17 protein-coding genes are annotated in these 18,742 nt (G+C 41.2%); 7 read left to right on the top strand and 10 right to left on the bottom strand.

Annotated features, from left to right (window positions below; genetic code table 11):
* Window positions 1-116 precede the first annotated feature (116 nt).
* The 4 genes from F946_RS07245 to F946_RS07230 all read right to left on the bottom strand — a co-directional run bounded on the left by F946_RS07245 (window position 117) and on the right by F946_RS07230 (window position 3,135).
* Entirely contained in the window at window positions 117-635 is a 519-nt protein-coding gene (locus F946_RS07245) for a tetratricopeptide repeat protein (RefSeq protein ID WP_004980672.1), read from the bottom strand.
* Between the two features lie 79 nt (window positions 636-714).
* Window positions 715-1,053: a DUF3325 domain-containing protein gene (locus F946_RS07240; RefSeq protein WP_004980671.1), complete on the bottom strand. Its 339-nt coding sequence runs from the start codon at window positions 1,051-1,053 to the stop codon at window positions 715-717.
* Window positions 1,050-2,777, bottom strand: coding sequence for a PepSY-associated TM helix domain-containing protein (locus tag F946_RS07235; RefSeq protein ID WP_004980667.1), 1,728 nt, complete (start codon window positions 2,775-2,777; stop codon window positions 1,050-1,052). The genes F946_RS07240 and F946_RS07235 overlap by 4 nt, the downstream gene beginning before the upstream one ends.
* Window positions 2,778-2,784: 7 nt before the next feature.
* Window positions 2,785-3,135 carry a hypothetical protein gene (locus F946_RS07230; protein WP_004980665.1) on the bottom strand — a complete coding sequence of 117 codons (351 nt, stop codon included), beginning with the start codon at window positions 3,133-3,135 and terminating at the stop codon, window positions 2,785-2,787.
* A 272-nt stretch (window positions 3,136-3,407) separates the two neighbouring features.
* Here F946_RS07230 and F946_RS07225 point away from each other — a divergent pair, with 272 nt between their 5' ends.
* Window positions 3,408-3,668, top strand: coding sequence for a hypothetical protein (locus tag F946_RS07225; protein ID WP_004980661.1), 261 nt, complete (start codon window positions 3,408-3,410; stop codon window positions 3,666-3,668).
* Window positions 3,669-3,765: 97 nt separating this feature from the next.
* On the opposite strand, the gene F946_RS07220 is transcribed toward F946_RS07225, so the two are convergent.
* Both F946_RS07220 and lipA read right to left on the bottom strand, forming a co-directional pair.
* The gene (locus tag F946_RS07220; protein ID WP_004980659.1) at window positions 3,766-6,240 is read right to left on the bottom strand and encodes an acyl-CoA dehydrogenase; all 2,475 of its coding nucleotides are present in this window, start codon (window positions 6,238-6,240) and stop codon (window positions 3,766-3,768) included.
* A gap of 291 nt (window positions 6,241-6,531) precedes the next feature.
* Window positions 6,532-7,545: a lipoyl synthase gene (gene lipA, locus F946_RS07215; RefSeq protein ID WP_004980653.1), complete on the bottom strand. Its 1,014-nt coding sequence runs from the start codon at window positions 7,543-7,545 to the stop codon at window positions 6,532-6,534.
* A 208-nt stretch (window positions 7,546-7,753) separates the two neighbouring features.
* On the opposite strand from lipA, the gene sthA reads away from it, so the two are divergent.
* A complete protein-coding gene (sthA, locus tag F946_RS07210; RefSeq protein ID WP_004693926.1) occupies window positions 7,754-9,169 on the top strand; it encodes a Si-specific NAD(P)(+) transhydrogenase in 1,416 nt (471 codons plus the stop codon).
* Between the two features lie 311 nt (window positions 9,170-9,480).
* On the opposite strand, the gene F946_RS17255 is transcribed toward sthA, so the two are convergent.
* Both F946_RS17255 and F946_RS07205 read right to left on the bottom strand, forming a co-directional pair.
* Window positions 9,481-9,621 carry a hypothetical protein gene (locus F946_RS17255; RefSeq protein WP_004693924.1) on the bottom strand — a complete coding sequence of 47 codons (141 nt, stop codon included), beginning with the start codon at window positions 9,619-9,621 and terminating at the stop codon, window positions 9,481-9,483.
* 420 nt (window positions 9,622-10,041) lie between these two features.
* The gene (locus tag F946_RS07205) at window positions 10,042-10,974 is read right to left on the bottom strand and encodes a hypothetical protein (protein WP_004980651.1); all 933 of its coding nucleotides are present in this window, start codon (window positions 10,972-10,974) and stop codon (window positions 10,042-10,044) included.
* Between the two features lie 265 nt (window positions 10,975-11,239).
* Here F946_RS07205 and F946_RS07200 point away from each other — a divergent pair, with 265 nt between their 5' ends.
* Together F946_RS07200 and F946_RS07195 are read left to right on the top strand one after the other, a co-directional pair.
* Window positions 11,240-11,710, top strand: coding sequence for a YaiI/YqxD family protein (locus F946_RS07200; RefSeq protein WP_004693920.1), 471 nt, complete (start codon window positions 11,240-11,242; stop codon window positions 11,708-11,710).
* Between the two features lie 13 nt (window positions 11,711-11,723).
* Window positions 11,724-12,635: a DMT family transporter gene (locus F946_RS07195; protein WP_004980649.1), complete on the top strand. Its 912-nt coding sequence runs from the start codon at window positions 11,724-11,726 to the stop codon at window positions 12,633-12,635.
* Between the two features lie 15 nt (window positions 12,636-12,650).
* Here the strand turns inward: F946_RS07195 and F946_RS07190 are convergent, their stop codons facing one another.
* On the bottom strand, window positions 12,651-13,220 hold the full coding sequence (locus F946_RS07190) for a PilZ domain-containing protein (protein WP_004980648.1): 570 nt from the start codon (window positions 13,218-13,220) through the stop codon (window positions 12,651-12,653).
* A gap of 24 nt (window positions 13,221-13,244) precedes the next feature.
* Between F946_RS07190 and F946_RS07185 the strand changes: the two genes are divergently transcribed.
* The 3 genes from F946_RS07185 (at window position 13,245) to F946_RS07175 (ending at window position 17,728) form a co-directional block, all read left to right on the top strand.
* On the top strand, window positions 13,245-14,480 hold the full coding sequence (locus F946_RS07185) for a lipoprotein-releasing ABC transporter permease subunit (protein WP_004980646.1): 1,236 nt from the start codon (window positions 13,245-13,247) through the stop codon (window positions 14,478-14,480).
* The gene (lolD, locus tag F946_RS07180) at window positions 14,473-15,156 is read left to right on the top strand and encodes a lipoprotein-releasing ABC transporter ATP-binding protein LolD (protein WP_004693913.1); all 684 of its coding nucleotides are present in this window, start codon (window positions 14,473-14,475) and stop codon (window positions 15,154-15,156) included. The genes F946_RS07185 and lolD overlap by 8 nt, the downstream gene beginning before the upstream one ends.
* Window positions 15,157-15,256: 100 nt before the next feature.
* Complete coding sequence (locus F946_RS07175) at window positions 15,257-17,728, top strand: DNA internalization-related competence protein ComEC/Rec2 (RefSeq protein ID WP_004980639.1); 2,472 nt, start codon at window positions 15,257-15,259, stop codon at window positions 17,726-17,728.
* Here F946_RS07175 and F946_RS07170 read toward each other — a convergent pair.
* The gene (locus F946_RS07170; RefSeq protein WP_004980638.1) at window positions 17,628-18,617 is read right to left on the bottom strand and encodes a lysophospholipid acyltransferase family protein; all 990 of its coding nucleotides are present in this window, start codon (window positions 18,615-18,617) and stop codon (window positions 17,628-17,630) included. The genes F946_RS07175 and F946_RS07170 overlap by 101 nt on opposite strands.
* Window positions 18,618-18,742: the final 125 nt, after the last annotated feature.

Below are 18,742 nucleotides of genomic sequence, written 5' to 3'. Positions count from 1 at the left end.
TTGCTTTTATTCTTGCTCAGGTTGCGGATGACCTTATGGCCCATCGAATGAAATTTAAAAAATGCCAGTCAGTTTATTAACTAACTGGCATGACATCAAAGGATGGGCTTTTTATTTTATTCCTGTTCTGCGGCATCCGCCCTGTCGTGCCAGTATTTGGCTTTTTCTTCATCGGCATCGACACCTAATGCATTTTCATAAATGAATGCCAAATCACGCATGGCTTGAGCTTCACCCAGTTCCGCTGCTTGTTGTACCAGTTCAATCGACTTAGCGACATCTTTTTCAACCACATCGCCCCGACGGTAAAAACCAGCCAACTCTAATATTGCAGTAGGGTGTTTGAGTTCAGCGGCTTGTTTTAACCAGTGATGTGCATGTCCAAAGTAGGTTTCAGCTTCGCTTGGATCTTCTTCGCGAAGTTCTTTGGCATAAAAAGCATAACCTTCACCCAGCCAATACATGGCTTCTACATGACCCAATGCTGCTGCTTTGAGCGCCCATTCTTCTGCAAGGGTAATGTCATCTTCATTTTCACTTTGCATATACAGTTCAGCAAGTTCAAATTGAGCGTCACTATTACCCATTGTTGCAAGGTTGACCAATTCAGCAGGAATTTTAGGAGATTTAGGCATACAAATAACCAAAGATTTAAACTGTGGATAGCCTAATGCTTTCAAGTGAAAAAGCCAATCCGAAGATTGGCTTTTAGGTTCAGATCAGGTGCAAAGTTAGGCTGAATATAAATAAGAGTAAAACTGAAACAGCAATATTCTTAATTTTTTGTTCAAAATAACTCAAGCAAACTCCAACAAACAATGCGGCGATAGTAATCACGCCAATCCAATAACTGATTTCGGTACTCCAATGTCCTTGCGTTAAGCAAATGAGCAAAGAAACAATTAACAGTAACCAACCCACAGTGGTTGCTAAGCGTGTTTGCTGAAGTGTCAGTTCTTTGCTAAAGATTTGCTTTTGGTGCTTAGACATACTGCTGGCAAGAGCAAAAAAACCTAAGGTCGCTAAAGTCCAAATGATCAGAAACCAAATCATGCTTCGGCCTCCTGAACAGGTGCTTTCACTTTTTTATTCGGCAAACCTTGATGTTTTTTAACTTTGTCATAAGCGAAATAGAAAATCACTGCCATTACCCACATGGCTAAATCAACCGATGCAATCATCCATTGGCCCTGCGCGATGCTGTTCCACAAAGCTTGACCGCCTGTCATCAAGTTGACCACTGGCAGCAGGGCGAAAGCGAGTGTTGCCAATAAAAGTAAGTCTAACCATGCTTGGCGGTGGGTACGGAAAATGACATATATCAAAGTGAGTAACCATACAGTAAAGAAGCTACGAATTTCCCAGTTAAGGCGCATTTCTACATCTGCAGGAATGAAACGGTTGGCATAAAAATATGCTGCGCAGGCCAAAGGCAAACCAATAATGGCCGCAATATTCAGGACTTCAACCAGTCGGAAACCAAACGATTTATAGCCTTGTTTCTGCTGTTGGGGAGCACGTTTTACACACCAAAGGATCAGACCCGTAGCCACCATGAGCGTACCTAAAATACCTGAGCAGAATAATAACCAACGCAGCGCTAAGTCGAGGCCACGCGCTTCGTGTAAGACGGTGACCACGTTATAGATGCCACTTGGAATCGATGGATTTTTGATTCGTATATTTTTATCCGTTTCGTCTTGACCCGTGACCCCATTGTAGTTGAGGGTTGCATATACATTGCGATGCGCGACACTTTCAGCACGTAAAGCACGCATCTCAATTTTGGCTTGGTCTGTATTAGGTGAAATAATGTTAATTGAAGCAATTGGGTTGTCTTTCCACTGTTGTTGTACCGCTGCCATAATTGGCGCTAAGTCTGTCAGTGGTGCAGGGCGGAGTTCGGGTTTTGGACGTTCCTCACCACGACCTTGAGCATGTTCACCACGTTGCTGTCCACGTTCTCCACGAGTCGCTCTTTCGCCGTCGCGTTGACCTCGATCTTCGCGCTGCACATCTTCAGCCTTTTGGGGCTGCTCAATCATGCTGGCCTGTTGGTCACGTAAAAACTGTTGTCGATTTTCATAAGCTTGGTTAATTCCCCAAGGCATGAACATAAACATGAGTAGCAGTAAGCCACTAAAGGTAATCATTAGATGAAAAGGCAATGCAAAGACAGCGGTTGCGTTGTGTGCATCTAGCCATGAACGCTGACCTTTGCCAGAGCGAAAGGTAAAGAAATCTTTAAAGATTTTTTTATGGGTAATGATGCCGCTAACAATTGCGACCAACATGAACATGGTGGCAATCCCGACCAACCAACGCGTCCACAGGCGGGGTAAACCGTACAATTCAAAATGGAAACGATATAGGAATCCACCACCACGCGTATCCCGTGGTTCAAGCACTTCACCAGTCGCACTGTCTAAGGTGAGGCGTGTTCCGCCACGACGTGCTTTCGGGTCTTCACCAACGGCACGAATAGTCACTTCAGTTGTGGTTTGGCGTGAGTTGGGCAGTTGAATATTCCAACTGCCTGCATCTGGGTGGTTTTTCTGTAAATAGTTGAGCGCGACCTGCATTTGTTGCACTTGAGACTGCGCAGGGATAGATTGATGTGTTTCTGGTTTCATCCAAGTAGAAATTTCATTTTGGAAAAAACTTAGGGTTCCAGTCACAAAAATTGCATACAGCAGCCACCCTAAAATGAGACTGGCCCATGTATGCAACCATGACATGGATTGGCGCGGTCCTTCCGCTTTTTGATCAACACGCATTGAAAAACTATCCTAATAATTTGAGTAGGGCATACAGTGCAATACATGGCACAGCAATGCCGAGCGTTGCTTTTAAGGTTTTTTGAACCATAAAGACCCAAATAAAGGCAGCACAGTTAAGACAAAATGCAATGAGGGTGGCGCTCATGGCCGCATTCACAGGATTTGCAATAAAGACTTTGGCAATGGTTAATGCAGAGAGCGCAGCAAGGAGATAACCTCCAAGCAAGGCAAGTGCAAATCGATACAACACCATCAGACGGTAGCTAAGTGGTGTGTCGACTTTCTTCTTTTTGGCAGGCTTCGGACGGACTTTTTCCGAATGAACCAAGGCATCAATTTGAGTGGTGCTATTCATGGAAGAGAGTTGGTGCATTAGTAAACAATATTGCAAATGATAACAATTATTATTTAAATAGAACAGATGGTAACTTTATTTATTTTTCTGTAACGGTAAGTGAGTTTAGTGAATAGAAAAATTTGGATTGTAGAGGATGAGTTTTTAAATCGATTTGATTCTTATTGTTATTTCTCTAAGGAATGGCTACACAGTGTTACCAAATCACGTTATACGCTGTTTTGATCTGCGTTAGTTTCATAGTCAATACTTGGGCAAATTTGGAGGAAAAGATGGCTGCTTTTATTAATGCCGAACAGGCAAAAATTATGTCCAACCAAGCGTATTTAGATATTGAAGTCTATAAATTACGTTTAGCCTCACTAATTGAGGAGAGTGCTAAACAGGGAAATACGGCGGTATTTACAGTTCTGCCAAAACATTTACCCTTAGAAGATATTCGTCATCTTTCAGCAGAACTTACCCAACTGGGATATCAAGTCCGTTTGGAAGTGGAAGAGTTCTATTACCGTTTAAACGTGTATTGGATTTAAAACTTAGCTTTGATGTCTTGGTTTATATTGTGTGGATAAAATAAAAGCCCGTAAACGGACTTTTATCTTTTAGGAGTTTCGAAAACCGATGAGAGGGTTATGGTTGAATATCGGAAGCTTTTGTATGGTAGGGATTCTTTAAATCTAGTGTCTGTTCAAGCTCATGATCGAAAATATCGGTGAGCATACTATCGAAGCGTTGAGCATTGTAATGAATCAACTGATCTGCTTCTTCAGGACTGATGAATCCTGTTTCAAGTGCATGTTGAATATGTGATTCAAAATCTAAGCCTTTAAATTGTCCTTTAGACTCCGCTTTTTTAAACTTCGTCCACAGTGGATCAATTTTTAATGCTGCTTGGAAGGCATTTTCCATACGCCCAAAGACATCATCTGGATTGGTATTGTAAAAAACATGCTGCTTGAGTTCTTCACGGAAAGGATTATTTTCCATGATCGCAAGTCCTAATTGCGTTTTTAGCTGATCACTTGGTTGCTGGGCAACACGACCAAAAGGGAAACAGATGAATTTGACTACACAAGCTGCGGCTCGCATAGGAAAGTTTGCGAATAGCCCATCAAATGCATCCTGAATTTGGACAAATGCTTTTTCTAAAGCCAGTTGAGCATGTTGTTGTTCCACCTCACTACGTTGTCCTTTTTCATAAAACTTCAAAATAGCGGTCGCGATAAATAGATGGGAATGAATGTCAGCCAAACGCCCTGAAAGCATTTCTTTGCGTTTAATATCGCCTGCAAGTAAGCCTAAACACAGGTCAGCGGTTAAGGCGAAGTTTGCACTGAAACGGTTAATGGTTTTGTAAAAAGGACGTGAGAAAGCATCTGTCTGTGCGGAAGCATCTGAAGGGCCACCGAATATGCCATAACTGAATGAACGGGCTGTGCGGTTAAAGGTATAAGCCAAATGTTTAAAAAGTAGCGTGTCGAAAGGCGTTAATGCTGCCTTTGTATCTTCTGCTTGAAGGAGTTGTAGCTCTTCATATAAGTAAGGATGACAGCGCATTGAGCCTTGACCAAAGATCATTAAAGAACGGCTTAAAATATTGGCCCCTTCAACGGTAATTGAAATGGGGATGGCCTGATAATTCAGTGCTAAAAAATTGCGTGGCCCCATTTGTACCGCCCGACCACCAACGACATCCATCCCATGATTGACAATTTTACGCATGGTTTCGGTGGCATAGTATTTGGCCATAGCTGTCATCACAGCAGGTTTTCCACCTTCATTTAAACCACAAGTCACCATATAGCGAAAAGCTTCTAACATATACGCACCGCTGGCAATATCACTGGTGGCTTCTTGCACGCCTTCAAAATGTCCCACAGAAATTTTAAATTGTTGGCGAACTTTGGCAAAAGCACCGACGCTTAAATAGGCCATTTCAGCTGAAGCAGTGGAGAGGGCTGGCAAAGAAATCCCACGACCGACGGCTAAGCATTCCATCAGCATGCGCCAACCTTTACCTGCATTTTCCACCCCACCAATAATCCAATCGAGTGGAATAAAAATATCTTGTCCATCGACCGTGCCATTCATAAAGGGTGAACCAGGATTATGTCGTGCACCGACTTGGACACCGTCATGACTAGCAGGTAATAAGGCGCAGGTAATGCCATATTCAGTTTTGCTTGCATCACCTAATAGTCCATCAGGGTCATACAGTTTAAAAGCGAGACCAATCATAGTCGCAATAGGTGCCAGTGTAATCCAGCGTTTTGAAAAATTCATACGTAAACCGAGTACTTCTTGGCCTTCAAACTGTCCATAACAGACTACACCTGTATCAGGTATTGCACCCGCGTCTGAACCAGCCTCAGGACTGGTTAAGCCAAAGCAGGGGATTTCTTCACCCTTAGCGAGTCCTGGTAAGTAGCGTTGTTTTTGTTCCTCAGTTCCATAATGTAACAGCAATTCACCTGGGCCTAGAGAGTTGGGCACCATACAACTGACGGCAGTGGTCAGTGATCGTGAAGAAATTTTGCTCATGATGCGGCTTTGGGCAAAGGAGCTAAAGGCACGACCGCCGTATTCTTTGGGAATAATTAAACCTAAAAAGCCTTGTTCTTTGATGTATTGCCATGCCTCAACAGGAAGATCTTTTAAGTGGTGATGAATTTCCCATTCATTGAGTAAACCACAAAGGTGTTCAACTTCATGATCTAAGAAGGATTGCTCTTCAGCAGACAGAGTTGGGTAGACATAACCATCAAATTTTTTCCAGTCAGGCGCGCCCATAAATAATTCTTTTTCCCACCAACTGGTGCCTGCATCCAATGCTTCACGCTCGGTACTGCTCATACTCGGCATGGCTTTGGCTAAAGCTTTATAGGCAGGTTGAGTGATTAAAGACTTTCGTAATGGATCAATAACCACAATCAGGCTGAGAATAATTAAGGGCAGACCTAGAAGTAATGACCACGGACTGATAAAAATAGCAGCGAAGAGGGATGCAAAAATAATGATTGCAGTTGCCATTAAGCGACTGAGTTCAAAATAAAAAATAGCCCAGAGGATACAGATTAAAAACAGAATGGCGAAAATGAAACCCATTGAAACCTCCCGTTGTTTACACCGTGAGGTCAGTCATACGTTTTATAGAATTCCACGGAAAATAAGGCAAAACGTAGACTAAAAAGGTGTAATAAAATGAATTTGATGTGATGTGTAGCATCACGATTATTTTAGACTTTGAATTAGATTAGGGCGTTTATTGAACAATGACTGTGTTAGAAATGTATGAATACGTAATTGAAAAATATAAAGAACGAAGATCGTAATAAAAAAAGCCCTCATATGAGGGCTTTTAATTTTTGCGTTTTGACTATTTAACACCGCAGCAAATTAAGCTTCAATCGTTTGGACCGCAATCTTTTTCGCAGGATCTGCTTTGCGACGTACTGCTGGTACAGGTTCGCCATAGTATTGACGGTCAGCGAAGTAGCTTGAACGAACCATCGGCGCTGCCCAAATATTTCTAAAACCCAGCTTTTGACCATGTGCAGTGTAGCGTTCAAACTCTTCTGGTGTAACGAAGCGGTCAATTGGTGCATGCTCTTTTGAAGGTTGTAAATACTGACCAATCGTTACATAGTCAACGCCGTGTGCATGTAAGTCATCTAAAAGTGAAATGACTTCTTCTTCAGTTTCACCAATACCGACCATCAAACCACATTTGGTTGGAACATCAGGGCAATATTCTTTAAACATTTTCAGCAAATTTAAAGAGTGTTGGTAGTCTGAACCTGGACGCATCGCTTTGTATAAACGCGGCACAGTTTCAATGTTATGGTTAAACACATCAGGTGGACACTCAGTCATAATGCGAAGCGCAATGTCCATACGACCACGGAAGTCAGGTACCAAAATCTCAAGTAAAGTATTCGGGCTTAATGCACGTGCTTCTTTAATACAGTAAACAAAGTGCTGTGCGCCACCGTCAAGTAAGTCATCACGGTCTACAGAAGTGATCACGGCATATTTTAAACCTAAGTTTGAAATCGTTTCAGCCATGTGACGTGGTTCGTCTGCGTCAAGTGCATTTGGACGGCCATGTGCCACGTCGCAGAAAGGACAACGACGTGTACAAATGTCACCCATAATCATAAAGGTTGCAGTACCGCCACCAAAACATTCGGGGAGGTTTGGACATGCAGCTTCTTCACAAACGGTATGTAGTTTTTGTTCACGTAGGGTTGATTTAATGCGTTGCACTTCTTCGGGTGCTGCCATTTTCACGCGAATCCAATCCGGCTTGCGTGGCGTTTCAACCGTAGGAATAACTTTTACAGGTATACGCGCGACCTTTTCTGCGCCACGAAGTTTGATACCCTGCTCAGGTTTACGGTTTTCAGACATATTCAACTATTCCACTGTTTTTGACGGGGGAGATGCTAAAAATAGCAGTATTAGTATAGCGGAAATGCGAATTGATAGGGCGGAAATACTATTCATTTACTAAATGTGGTTATCACTTAATATATGTAAGCTAAATACAGCAAATTGCCTGCAATTACGTCATAATATGCCCAAGATAAGTAATAAGTTTTTGAAGAAGGAGCGTTGAATGCCACGTAAAAAAGAGGTCGTTGGTGGAACTTTCGTTAAGTACGATGCGGTCGTTCTAGGTTCAGGCCCTGCGGGTGAAGGCGCGGCAATGAAACTTGCCAAATCTGGAAAGCGTGTTGCGATTGTGGATGTACGTGAGCAGCTCGGTGGTAACTGTACCCACGTGGGGACCATTCCAAGTAAAGCTTTACGTCAAACGGTATCGAGTATTATCCGTTATCGCCGTGACCCAATGTTTAAAAAAATGGGTGACTGGCGTCAGTTTACAATGAAGCAAGTACTTCAAAATGCACATAAAGTGATTCAACAACAAGTTGATACACACTCTCGTTTTTATGACCGCAATAAAATTGATATTTACCATGGTCGTGCTTATGTTCAAGACCAAAATACGGTTTTAGTATTTAGCCCTGAAGGCATCAAAGAAACGATCATGTGCAAACAAATCGTGATTGCAACGGGTAGCCGTCCATACCGTCCTGCGGCGCTTGATTTTAATCATCCGCGTGTATTCGATTCGGATAAAATTTTAGACCTTGATTATTCGATCCAAAAAATCATCATTTATGGTGCGGGTGTGATTGGTTGCGAATATGCGTCTATTTTTATTGGACTAGATCACAAAGTTGACTTGATTAATACACAGCACAAATTGCTGAGTTATCTAGATGATGAAATTTCTGATGCTTTGTCTTATCACTTACGTCAACAAGGGGTCTTGATTCGCCATAATGAGCAAATTGATCATCTTGAAACGTATGATGATCACGTGGTGTTGCATTTACAAAGCGGTAAGAAAATTAAAGCAGATGCTATTTTGTGGTGTAACGGTCGCTCTGGAAATACGGATGGCTTAGGTCTAGAAAATGTGGGTATTACGCCAAACAGCCGTGGTCAAATTACAGTCAATGATCAATACCAAACCGAAGTGGAAAACATTTACGCGGCGGGTGATGTGATTGGTTGGCCTTCACTGGCTTCTGCTGCATATGACCAAGGTCGTTGCGCAGGTGCAAACATGAGCGGTGAAGTGGGTGTAGAACCTGTGGTTGATATTCCGACAGGAATTTATACCATTCCAGAAATTTCTTCAATTGGTAAAACTGAACAAGAGTTAACCGAAGAAAAAATTCCATATGAAGTGGGTCAGGCTTCTTTCCGTCATTTGGCGCGTGCGCAAATTACGGGTGACACAGTAGGTGAATTGAAAATTTTATTCCACCGTGAAACTTTGGAAGTGCTGGGTGTTCATTGCTTCGGTAATAACGCTTCGGAAATTATTCATATTGGTCAAGCGGTGATGAATAGTCCAAACAATACCATCAATTATTTCGTAGAAACGACGTTTAACTATCCGACGATGGCTGAAGCGTATCGTGTAGCGACTTTAAATGGTATGAACCGTTTGTTCTAATTTTTATAGTATTTTCAGAGACCTGTAAGTTTAGGCTTGCAGGTTTTTTTATATCTAAAATTGCTATTTTGTAAGTGCAGGCATATCTAAATGCTTAAAACTTTTTCACGATTAGTGCGGTGGTAGGTGAGTGCGACAAGTAAGGGGGAGGGAGCAACTCTGCTTATGAGATACAAGTAATTTTGTGGGTGCCATGTTTCTTAGCTTAGAACATGGAGAGAATGACCAGTGATACGTCATAGCAGATATTTTTAGGCATAAAAAAACCAACAAAGTTGGCTTTTTTGAATTAGGCTGCTACGTGAAATCAGTTACAGGATGAACTGATGTAAGAAGTAGGCAGAAATCATCATGCCTAACACAAAAAACATGCACGAATAAGCGTCAAGCTGATAACGCTTTTCTAATTGATGTTCAACATGCTGTATATTTTCTTCTTGCATAATTTTCATGGAAGTTTTTATTCCGATTTAATTATCGTTAAAATCCTATTGCATGTTTGTATTTTTAACATAAAAAAATGCTTAAATAAAGTACTAATTAAAAATAATCAGATCTCCACTATACATAATCACTTAAATATTCAAGTTTATGCTCTGTTAACCCAGAAGCCAGTAGCTACCAATAACTAACTATCTGAAAGTCATAGAACTTAGGATTTTATTATTCATCGTTAAAATAATATAATTGAATTTAAAACTGTGGATAAATGTGCTTTTAAATGAATTTAAAATACCAAAAGATAATAAAATATGTGGATAAGTTTTATACAAATGAATTCAAATTAAAATAAATCGTACTGATATAAATAAAAAAGCCAACGCAGCCTATACATCGATCTAGTATAGTTTGCATTGGCTTTTTTTTATAAATTATTGATTTAATGCATAAATATTGGCTTGAATCCAAATATTGCCGCGAATGTATTGTCCAATATTAAAGTTGGCATACTCTGGATTTTTAGTGGCAATACGAATCAGTGTTGCAGGTTGGTTGTCTTCATGAATCAAGGCAACATCAAGCAGGGTGTAGTCTTGTTCCATAAATTGCATGTTGGTTTTGCCAACAATATTCCCCTGGAACCATGCTTCATCTTCCTGACCGATCTTTTCGCCATACAAATAAGCGACCATTTTTGAAAAATCGACAGTCACAGGTTCTTTGTCATCATCCGACTTTGGTTCCCATGCATCAATCTGTTCTTGCAGGTTTGCAGGAGCAATGCCATTGTTTGCTGCCAAAATATCGTTCAAGGCACGATGATGTTTAATCGATGCGGGATCATCAACCACCAGTTGCTCGTGTTCTGCGACCGCTTCTAGTTCATATGCCCATGCGTTGAGATGTGCAATATAGGTTTGGTCTTTTTGGTATTGAGCATGATTAACGCTATATAAGCTGTCATAAGCGTAGACGATGCTGTTATTGCCTAAGTTTAAGCGTAAAACGGCTTGTGTGTTGGATTCACCGCGAATGATGCGTTCAACTACAGCAGACACTTTATAGGGGCTATTAAAACTTGGAAATGCAGTTTTAACGGCCTTGGGTTTATTGTCTTCAACCGCGATGATTTGAGTCAGCTGAACAGCCGCTTGACTTGGACCTTGAATGAGCCAGCAACCTGCATCCATATCTTGTTCGGTTTGGCATAAACCCATCGGCATGATTGGTGCATTTAAAGCTAAACCTAACCATTTAGGGACATCTTGTGCAGGGTTATCTGTGAGTAAATTCCAATGCTCGACGTGGCTACCAAAGTTTTGGTCATCAATGGTGATTATTTCTGGACTATTTTGATTGTTCATATGCACGATTGAATGAGGTTATATATCCCTATTAAATCGAGGGTTATTTCTATATTTCAAGTCCTATATTTTATTTTTACTGTAAAATCATCAAAAAAGACTAAAGCCTTACTTTATTTGCGAGATAAAAGAGCAAAGTATTTTCATCTGATACTTAAAAAGTATGAAGCGAGCTTTGTATAGGTGATTTTGAGCGATTTTATCTATTATGCTCAAGCACTGAGTTTGTTAGACTAAGGTAGTTTCTTTTGTTTATGGATGTGCAGTGCTGCCATTTAAACTCTGGGTCGATGCAGATGCATTGCCTAAAATTTTACGTGAAGTGATTTTACGTGCTTCAGATCGTTATCAGCTTGAAGTGACCTTTGTGGCCAATCAAAATGTCGGGATTACGCCTTCCGTTCGTATAAATTCAATTCAAGTGATGAGTGGGGCCGATGCCGCGGATAAAGAAATCATCGAACGCATGAAAGAGAATGATATTGTGATGACACAAGACATTCCGCTGGCAGCACAGGTGATTGAAAAGGGTGGAATCGCAATTCACCCACGTGGTGAAATCTATACTACCGCTAATGTCAAAGCCCGCCTACATTTACGTGATTTTATGGATTCATTACGTGGAGCAGGTGTAAACACGGGTGGGCCACCACCTATTTCTGAGCGTGATAAACGCGAATTTTCTAGTTCTTTAGACCAAACCATTCAAAAGCAAAAACGCAAAACTGCCATTTAGCATTGAGCTGATTATGTCTTCTAAAGCCAATCTGATGGCAACCTATGGATTATTGGTTTTTATTTGGTCCACAACGCCTTTAGCGATTGTGTGGAGTGTGACCGATTTACATATGCTGTGGGCGTTGGTATTACGTTTTTTCATCGCGTTGCCTTTGGCGATTTGTTTGTTATTGGTCTTAAAGCGACAATTCCCCACCGATAAAGTCGCTTGGCATAGTTATTTGGCTGGTTCTTTTAGCTTAATTGGTTCGCAGTTTTTTACCTATGTTGCCACCAATTATATTAGTTCAGGCATGATTGCATTGATGTTTGGCTTAGCACCGATTATGGCAGGGCTGATCGGACGTTTTTACTTTAAGAGCTATTTGAGTGCAATGCAGTGGTTTGGAATGTGTATTGCACTGCTAGGACTTGCGATAATTTGCCTTGCAGGTACAGCACAGCATGTCCATCCATTTGGAATTGGGTTGATGTTACTGAGTGTATTTTCTTATGCAGCCTCTATTTTCTGGGTGAAAAAAGTCAATGCGAATATTGAACCCGTTGCACAAGCGACAGGTTCAATTTTGGTGTCGACATTGGCTGCTATATGTATTGTGCCATTTATTTGGCAGCATGCACCGCAGCAAATTCCCGATTTGAAAACTTGTTTGGCTCTGCTATATACGGTCATCATGGCGTCATTGATTGCGATGTTCTGTTATTTTAAATTGGTACAGAAAATTCAACCTACGACTTTATCGCTGACTACTGTAATGACGCCGATGATTGCTTTATTTATAGGTGCTGTGCTGAATCAAGAAAAACTTTCGATGATGGTGATTTTGGGTGCAGTGGTTTTATTGTCAGGTTTGTTCGTTTACTTTTATAAAGATCTTCAGGCAAGTCGGAAACTTGCCCAAAAGTTAAAAAGCCAAAACTAGTCCAAGGTTCTGGCTTTAATGATCTTCGACCGTCAAAGAAATACAGTCGGCCAATTTGACACGATCTTGCGGGTGCAAGGTAATAAAGTATGCTCCCGTACGGCACTTGCCATTTTCCTCTTCATTGCTGTACACCACTTGTGCAATCGCAGCAATATGGAAGAAGTTTTCAGGGTGACTCAAGGTTAAGTGTATATAGGTACCATCTTGAATTTGTTTTTCGCTATAAAAGCTCAAACCACTTTCTGAAAAGTTCACATGTTCAGGTGTAGGTAACATGGTTTGTACAATTGTGTCGTACAAAGACCCCGTGATCAGGTTTAATTTCTGGTTAAATAGGGATAAGATTCGAGCAATTTGTTGATCTTTTTCAGATAATTGTTCTAATTCGTAGTTTAGTGCATGATCAAATTGATCTAATTCTGCGAGTAGTAGAAAATAGCGCGGTAAAACAAAATTAGGATCGTAAGGGTCATTCAGGGCAACATCATCAGAAATGATCTGATAGTTAATTCTCAAGGCCGCATCGATTCGTGACATCACACGACGTTCTGCTTGAACGTTTTGATGCTGTAAATTTTCCATAATTATGACCTCGGACTAGATGGTATGTTTAAACCAATCTCGCTGTATATAGGGTTGAGATATACTCGCGCACGGCGTAGCAACCACTTTATTTCTTTTATTGCACTGGTTTCGATGATCGGTCTAACACTGGGTGTGGCTGTACTTATTACAGTCTTATCTGTAATGAATGGTTTCGACCGAGAGCTGAAAACACGTGTACTTGGAATGATACCTCAAGCCACTGTTTCTTCAACACAAATTTTAACAGATTGGCCTGAACTTGCAAAAAAAATTGAGACAAAGGAACACGTCACAGGCGTAGCACCGTTTACTCAATTGCAGGGGATGCTTACGGCACAAGGCCAAGTGGCTGGAATTATGGTCACGGGGATCGAACCTCAATATGAAAAAAAGGTTTCGATTATCCAAGACCACATGGTTGAAGGCGGTATTGATAACTTAAAAAAAGGTGAGTTTGGTATTGTTTTAGGCAAACAAATGACCGATGCCTTAGGTTTAGGGTTAAATGATAGTGTGACTTTGGTTTTACCGGAGGCAACACCTTCACCTGCGGGTGTAGTGCCGCGTTTTAAACGTTTCAAAATTGTGGGCATTTTCAGCATTGGTGCTGAGGTCGATTCGATGATGGGCTACATTGCCTTGAATGATGCATCAACTTTGTTACGTCTACCTGATGGTGCACAAGGCATTCGCTTGAAATTGGATGATATTTTTGCAGCACCTAAAGTGGCTGATGAAATTGTGATGGATCTGCCAAGTGGTTTTTATGCCTCGAATTGGACCTATACTCACGGCAATTTGTTTAGTGCGATCCAAATGGAAAAAGCCATGGTGAGCTTATTACTCTTCCTGATTGTCTTGGTGGCTGCATTTAATATTGTGTCGTCCTTGGTAATGGTAGTGACCGATAAAAAATCGGATATTGCCATATTACGTACCCTTGGCGCTTCACCTGCAACCATTACCCGTATTTTTATGGTTCAGGGCACGATTATTGGTGTGATTGGTACGGTATCTGGCGCAATTCTCGGCATTGTTTTTGCCTCTGGAATTAGTGGTTTTGTAGGTTGGTTAAACAATGTGATGGGACTTCATTTGTTTGATGCCTACTTTATCAATTACCTACCTTCGTACTTAAGATGGCAAGATGTATTAACCATTGTGTCACTGTCTTTAGTTTTAAGTTTCCTTGCAACAATTTATCCTGCAATGCGTGCTGCAAAAATCCAACCTGCGGAGGCATTACGTTATGAGTAAAATTGTTTTAGAAGCACAAAATATTGAAAAACATTTTACCGATGGTAAGTCGACTGTTGAGGTGATTAAAGGCCTCTCTCTACAAGTTAAAGCAGGTGAATTTGTCTCGATTGTGGGGTCGAGTGGTTCGGGTAAAAGTACTTTGTTACATGTCTTGGGTGGTTTAGACCGTCCGAGTTCGGGCCAAGTGTTTTTGCAGGGCAGTCGTTTTGACAGTTTGAATGAAGCTGAGCGTGGTTATTTACGTAACCAACACTTAGGTTTTGTTTACCAGTTCCACCATCTGTTGCCTGAGTTTACGGCTTTGGAAAATGTGGCAATGCCACTGATGTTACGTCAAGGCACCAACTTTAAAGATGTACAAAAGCAAGCCGAATATTTACTCGAACGTGTAGGATTGACGCATCGTTTAACCCATAAACCGGGTGAGCTTTCGGGTGGGGAACGTCAACGTGTTGCATTAGCGCGTGCATTGGTGGCCAAGCCAGCATTAATGATGGCAGATGAACCGACAGGCAACTTGGATCGGAAAACAGCAAGCAAAATTTTTGAACTGCTGATGGATTTACGTCAGGAGTTCAATATGGCGATGTTGATCGTGACGCATGATGAACAACTGGCTCAGTCCGCCGATTCTATTTTGCATATGCAAGATGGTCTTTGGGTCAATGATTAGGCTGAGTGCCGATAAAAATATGAGATAAAGCCACTATCTATTGAAGCCCACCTCGGTGGGCTTTATTATGGCACCAATAAAAAAATAACTGAATAAAAGAATGAAGCTTTTATATGCTGCTGCTTGGATTGTAGGAATTGCATTGATGGGGCAGACCGTTCCCATTCTAAATCACCTTTTTTATCCAGCGCTGATTTTAGTCATCCTACTCTTGCCTCTACAGCTTTTTCTCTTTAAGCACAAACACGCCCTTATTTTGCAGTTTATATGCGGACTGATTTATTCCATGCTGTTTTTAACTGTGGGATATCATTATGCACAATCGGCATTGCAGCAGCGTCTAGCCTATAAAGAAACAAAAGTTGAAGATGCTGAAGTCATTGTTTATATCGCAAAAATTAACCAACTGGGTGCTGAGACCATTCAGCAAGAAATACAGGTCTTGAACCGACATGTGCAACCAGTGCAGTGGTTGGGTTTTCAAAAAAGGATCTCGGATGAGCAAGCGGTCTTGGAACTTGGGAAATACTACCGACTGACAGGGGAAATACGTCCTGCACATAGTTATGCGGTGCGAGGTGTATTCGATGTTGAGCAGTGGTATCTGCAACGTAATCTTATGTCTGGTTTCAAACTCAAGCACATACAACCCTTGTCTGAGTCAGAAATTTATACGTTAGGCTATACCCATTATTTAAGAAAACAGCAGGGCGTACTCAATAAAATTCAACTGGGTATAGAACATCAGCGATTAAACATTCGTCATTTTATTTATAGCCAGCCCTTAAGCCATAAGGGCTTAATTCTAGCGCTCCTGACTGGGGATGAAAGTTTCTTAGATAAGGAGACGACAGTATTTTTTCAACGCTTTGGCATTAGCCATTTATTAGCGATTTCTGGGCCACATGTGCTGATCTTTGCCGTGATGCTGTGTTGGCTGTTACAAAAGGTGCTGAATCGTTATTGGCCACAGATTTTTCTAAAAATCCCACGACCTTATGCATTGTTACTGCCATTTTGTTGCTGCGTATTGCTGTATTGTGCCTTTGTCGGTTTTGAGATTCCTGCACTTCGTACTTTACTCAGTTGTTTCTGTTTAAGTGTGTTGATTTGGCTCAGACAGAAAATTTCAGCTTTGACGTTACTGTTATTGAGTGCATCACTCCTTTTACTGTTTGATCCTTTTTCAATTCTATCAGCGGCCTTTTGGTTGTCCTATGGTGCGTGCTTTGTGCTTTTACGCATTTATCAAACCACTATTCGGCTCGATTTAACTCGCCCGCAGTCTTGGCAGAAAAAACTCGTTTTTAGCCTAAAACTTTTGGTTGAGTCGCAGTGGAAAATATTTGTGGCTTTGATGCCTTTGGTGATTATTTTCTTCAAGCAAGTCTCATGGGTGAGCTCAATCAGCAACCTTGTCGCTATTCCACTGATCAGTTTACTGGTTGTACCACTGGAGGTTTTGGCAGCATTTACTTTTTATCTTTTTGAACCGCTGAGCAGCCTTTTGTTTCAGTTGGCGGATTGGGTGCTGGTATTTTTATTGGGCATACTCAATGTACTGGATGCGCTACTACCGATTAAGTTGTATCCGATTGCGCTCAATACTTGGCAAGTCATTTTACTGATTTTGCTCTTAATCATTGTTTTTATGCCCAAACCGAGTCTACCAAAATCATGGCTCGTGCTAGGTTTGATTCCTTTGTTGGGGTTCAGTAGCCAAAACAGTCCTTTTGAGTTGATCGTATTGGATGTCGGTCAGGGACAAGCAGTGTATATGCAACATGGGCAACAGCATGCCCTGATTGATGTTGGTGGCTCCTATGATGAATCGAAGTTTAGCGTTGCTAAGCAGATTATTCAGCCATTTTTATCGAAGCAAGGTGTGAGCCAATTAGATCAGCTGATACTTACACATTTGGATCAAGATCATAGTGGAAGTTATGCCAAATTAAAAAATGAGTTGTCGATCAATCAAGTTTACTCTAATCAGCAATTGGATGTGGCAACTACGTCAAACTTTAACTATTGCCAACAAGGTCAGATCTGGCACTGGTCTGAACAAGTGGAAATCAAAATTTTGTCGCCGAAAGCCAATCAATTGGCACAAGTGCCTTATCAGCAAAATGAGCTATCTTGTGTGGTCTATATACAGGTGAAGGATGTACAGTCTTATCAGTATTTTCTGATTATGGGCGATGCTGGCTGGCAAACCGAGTTTCAATTATTACAGGATTATCCGGACTTAAAAGTTGATGTATTGGTCTTGGGTCATCATGGCAGTCGACATAGTTCAGCCTATGCGTTTTTAAAACATTATCAACCGAAATTAGCAATTGCCTCAGCAGGGTTCAATAACCGTTATGGACATCCAAGTACAGTAACGCAAACTCGTTTGAAAGCTTTAAACATCCCACTCTTAACAACAGTAGAGCAAGGCAGTATCAGTTTTATTGTGCAGCCTACAGGGATTATTGAACTGACGACACAACGTCAGACTCGACAGTGGTTACAATCGACTGATTCTGTTGTTCCATACGCAATTGCTCTAAACGGGTCACAGCCTCATTAAAGGGAAGGTTATACAGTGCTCGAAGTTTAGGGTTGGCCTTAAAGCGCTTATAGGTCCAATGATAATGCTCAGGATAACGGTGGACCAAGTCCTCAATAGCTTGGTGAATGACGAAGGTGCCATCATTGGCTGTACCTTGATAAATACTTTCGCTCATTTCTTCAATGTACATATCAAAGCCATCATCATTACGAATAGCATAGAGCAGTAAAGCCTTGGCTTTGGTTTTTTGAATCAGTTTGGCGCTCAGGTTGCTTGAAGCTAAAGGAAAGCCAAAATAAGGAATCATTTCACCGCCTTGTTTTGGGGTATGATCAGGCAGAATTACGGTCGTCCCCCCTTGTTTGAGCGCCTTAAAAATTTGGCGTACCCCCGATTCATCGGTCGGTACAAGGTGAGCGCCTTCACGACTGCGCGCCTCACGAACAAATAAGTCAGCACCAGGATCTTTGACCGGTTTATACATAATAGTCATTTCAGTAAATTGGGCGACATAACTATTCATAATTTCCCAAGTCCCAAAATGAGGTACGATTAAGACTAAACCTTTTTTAGCAGCAAGCGCCTGATGTAGCAAATGTTCGCCATGTACTTTTTGGACGCGTTCAATATTTTTTTGGTTGCTTGAACCCCAGATACTAAAAAACTCAAAATAGGTGGTCAGTTCATTACGCACTGCTTGTTTCACAATCACTTCACGTCGCTCATCACTCAGCTCAGGCAGTGCAATTTTTAAGTTGAGTCTGAGGGCATCATTGTTTTTACTGATTTTTAAAAGATTGACTAAGCCTGCTAAACCCTTAGCAAAAAAACGTGCAAATTTAATAGGTTGTTTGCTTACAAAACGCAGTAAACGATAAGTCGAGTTTTGCTCTTGTGCTTTAGTCATTCTTTAGAGTCAATGGTACATGTGGATAAAAACATAAAATATTATAGGCTAAAATAAACTGTTTCGACAGTTTTCTACAAATCAGTGTATATAATGAGGGCAATTTTATTCAAGTTTGGATTGTT

It is taken from the genome of Acinetobacter johnsonii ANC 3681 (assembly GCF_000368805.1).
Taxonomy (GTDB): domain Bacteria; phylum Pseudomonadota; class Gammaproteobacteria; order Pseudomonadales; family Moraxellaceae; genus Acinetobacter; species Acinetobacter johnsonii.
Note: the sequence above shows the minus strand (reverse complement) of the source record. Positions and strands in the feature narration are given on the sequence as shown.

Coding starts and splice junctions, on each gene's coding strand:
- F946_RS07230 (WP_004980665.1), bottom strand. CDS start 3,135: ATGAATAGCACCACTCAAATTGATGCCTTGGTTCATTCGGAAAAAGTC.
- F946_RS17255 (WP_004693924.1), bottom strand. CDS start 9,621: ATGAAAATTATGCAAGAAGAAAATATACAGCATGTTGAACATCAATTA.
- F946_RS07245 (WP_004980672.1), bottom strand. CDS start 635: ATGCCTAAATCTCCTAAAATTCCTGCTGAATTGGTCAACCTTGCAACA.
- F946_RS07195 (WP_004980649.1), top strand. CDS start 11,724: ATGTCTTCTAAAGCCAATCTGATGGCAACCTATGGATTATTGGTTTTT.
- F946_RS07170 (WP_004980638.1), bottom strand. CDS start 18,617: ATGACTAAAGCACAAGAGCAAAACTCGACTTATCGTTTACTGCGTTTT.
- sthA (WP_004693926.1), top strand. CDS start 7,754: ATGCCACGTAAAAAAGAGGTCGTTGGTGGAACTTTCGTTAAGTACGAT.
- lipA (WP_004980653.1), bottom strand. CDS start 7,545: ATGTCTGAAAACCGTAAACCTGAGCAGGGTATCAAACTTCGTGGCGCA.
- F946_RS07205 (WP_004980651.1), bottom strand. CDS start 10,974: ATGAACAATCAAAATAGTCCAGAAATAATCACCATTGATGACCAAAAC.
- F946_RS07240 (WP_004980671.1), bottom strand. CDS start 1,053: ATGATTTGGTTTCTGATCATTTGGACTTTAGCGACCTTAGGTTTTTTT.
- F946_RS07220 (WP_004980659.1), bottom strand. CDS start 6,240: ATGGGTTTCATTTTCGCCATTCTGTTTTTAATCTGTATCCTCTGGGCT.
- lolD (WP_004693913.1), top strand. CDS start 14,473: ATGAGTAAAATTGTTTTAGAAGCACAAAATATTGAAAAACATTTTACC.
- F946_RS07185 (WP_004980646.1), top strand. CDS start 13,245: ATGTTTAAACCAATCTCGCTGTATATAGGGTTGAGATATACTCGCGCA.
- F946_RS07225 (WP_004980661.1), top strand. CDS start 3,408: ATGGCTGCTTTTATTAATGCCGAACAGGCAAAAATTATGTCCAACCAA.
- F946_RS07190 (WP_004980648.1), bottom strand. CDS start 13,220: ATGGAAAATTTACAGCATCAAAACGTTCAAGCAGAACGTCGTGTGATG.
- F946_RS07175 (WP_004980639.1), top strand. CDS start 15,257: ATGAAGCTTTTATATGCTGCTGCTTGGATTGTAGGAATTGCATTGATG.
- F946_RS07235 (WP_004980667.1), bottom strand. CDS start 2,777: ATGCGTGTTGATCAAAAAGCGGAAGGACCGCGCCAATCCATGTCATGG.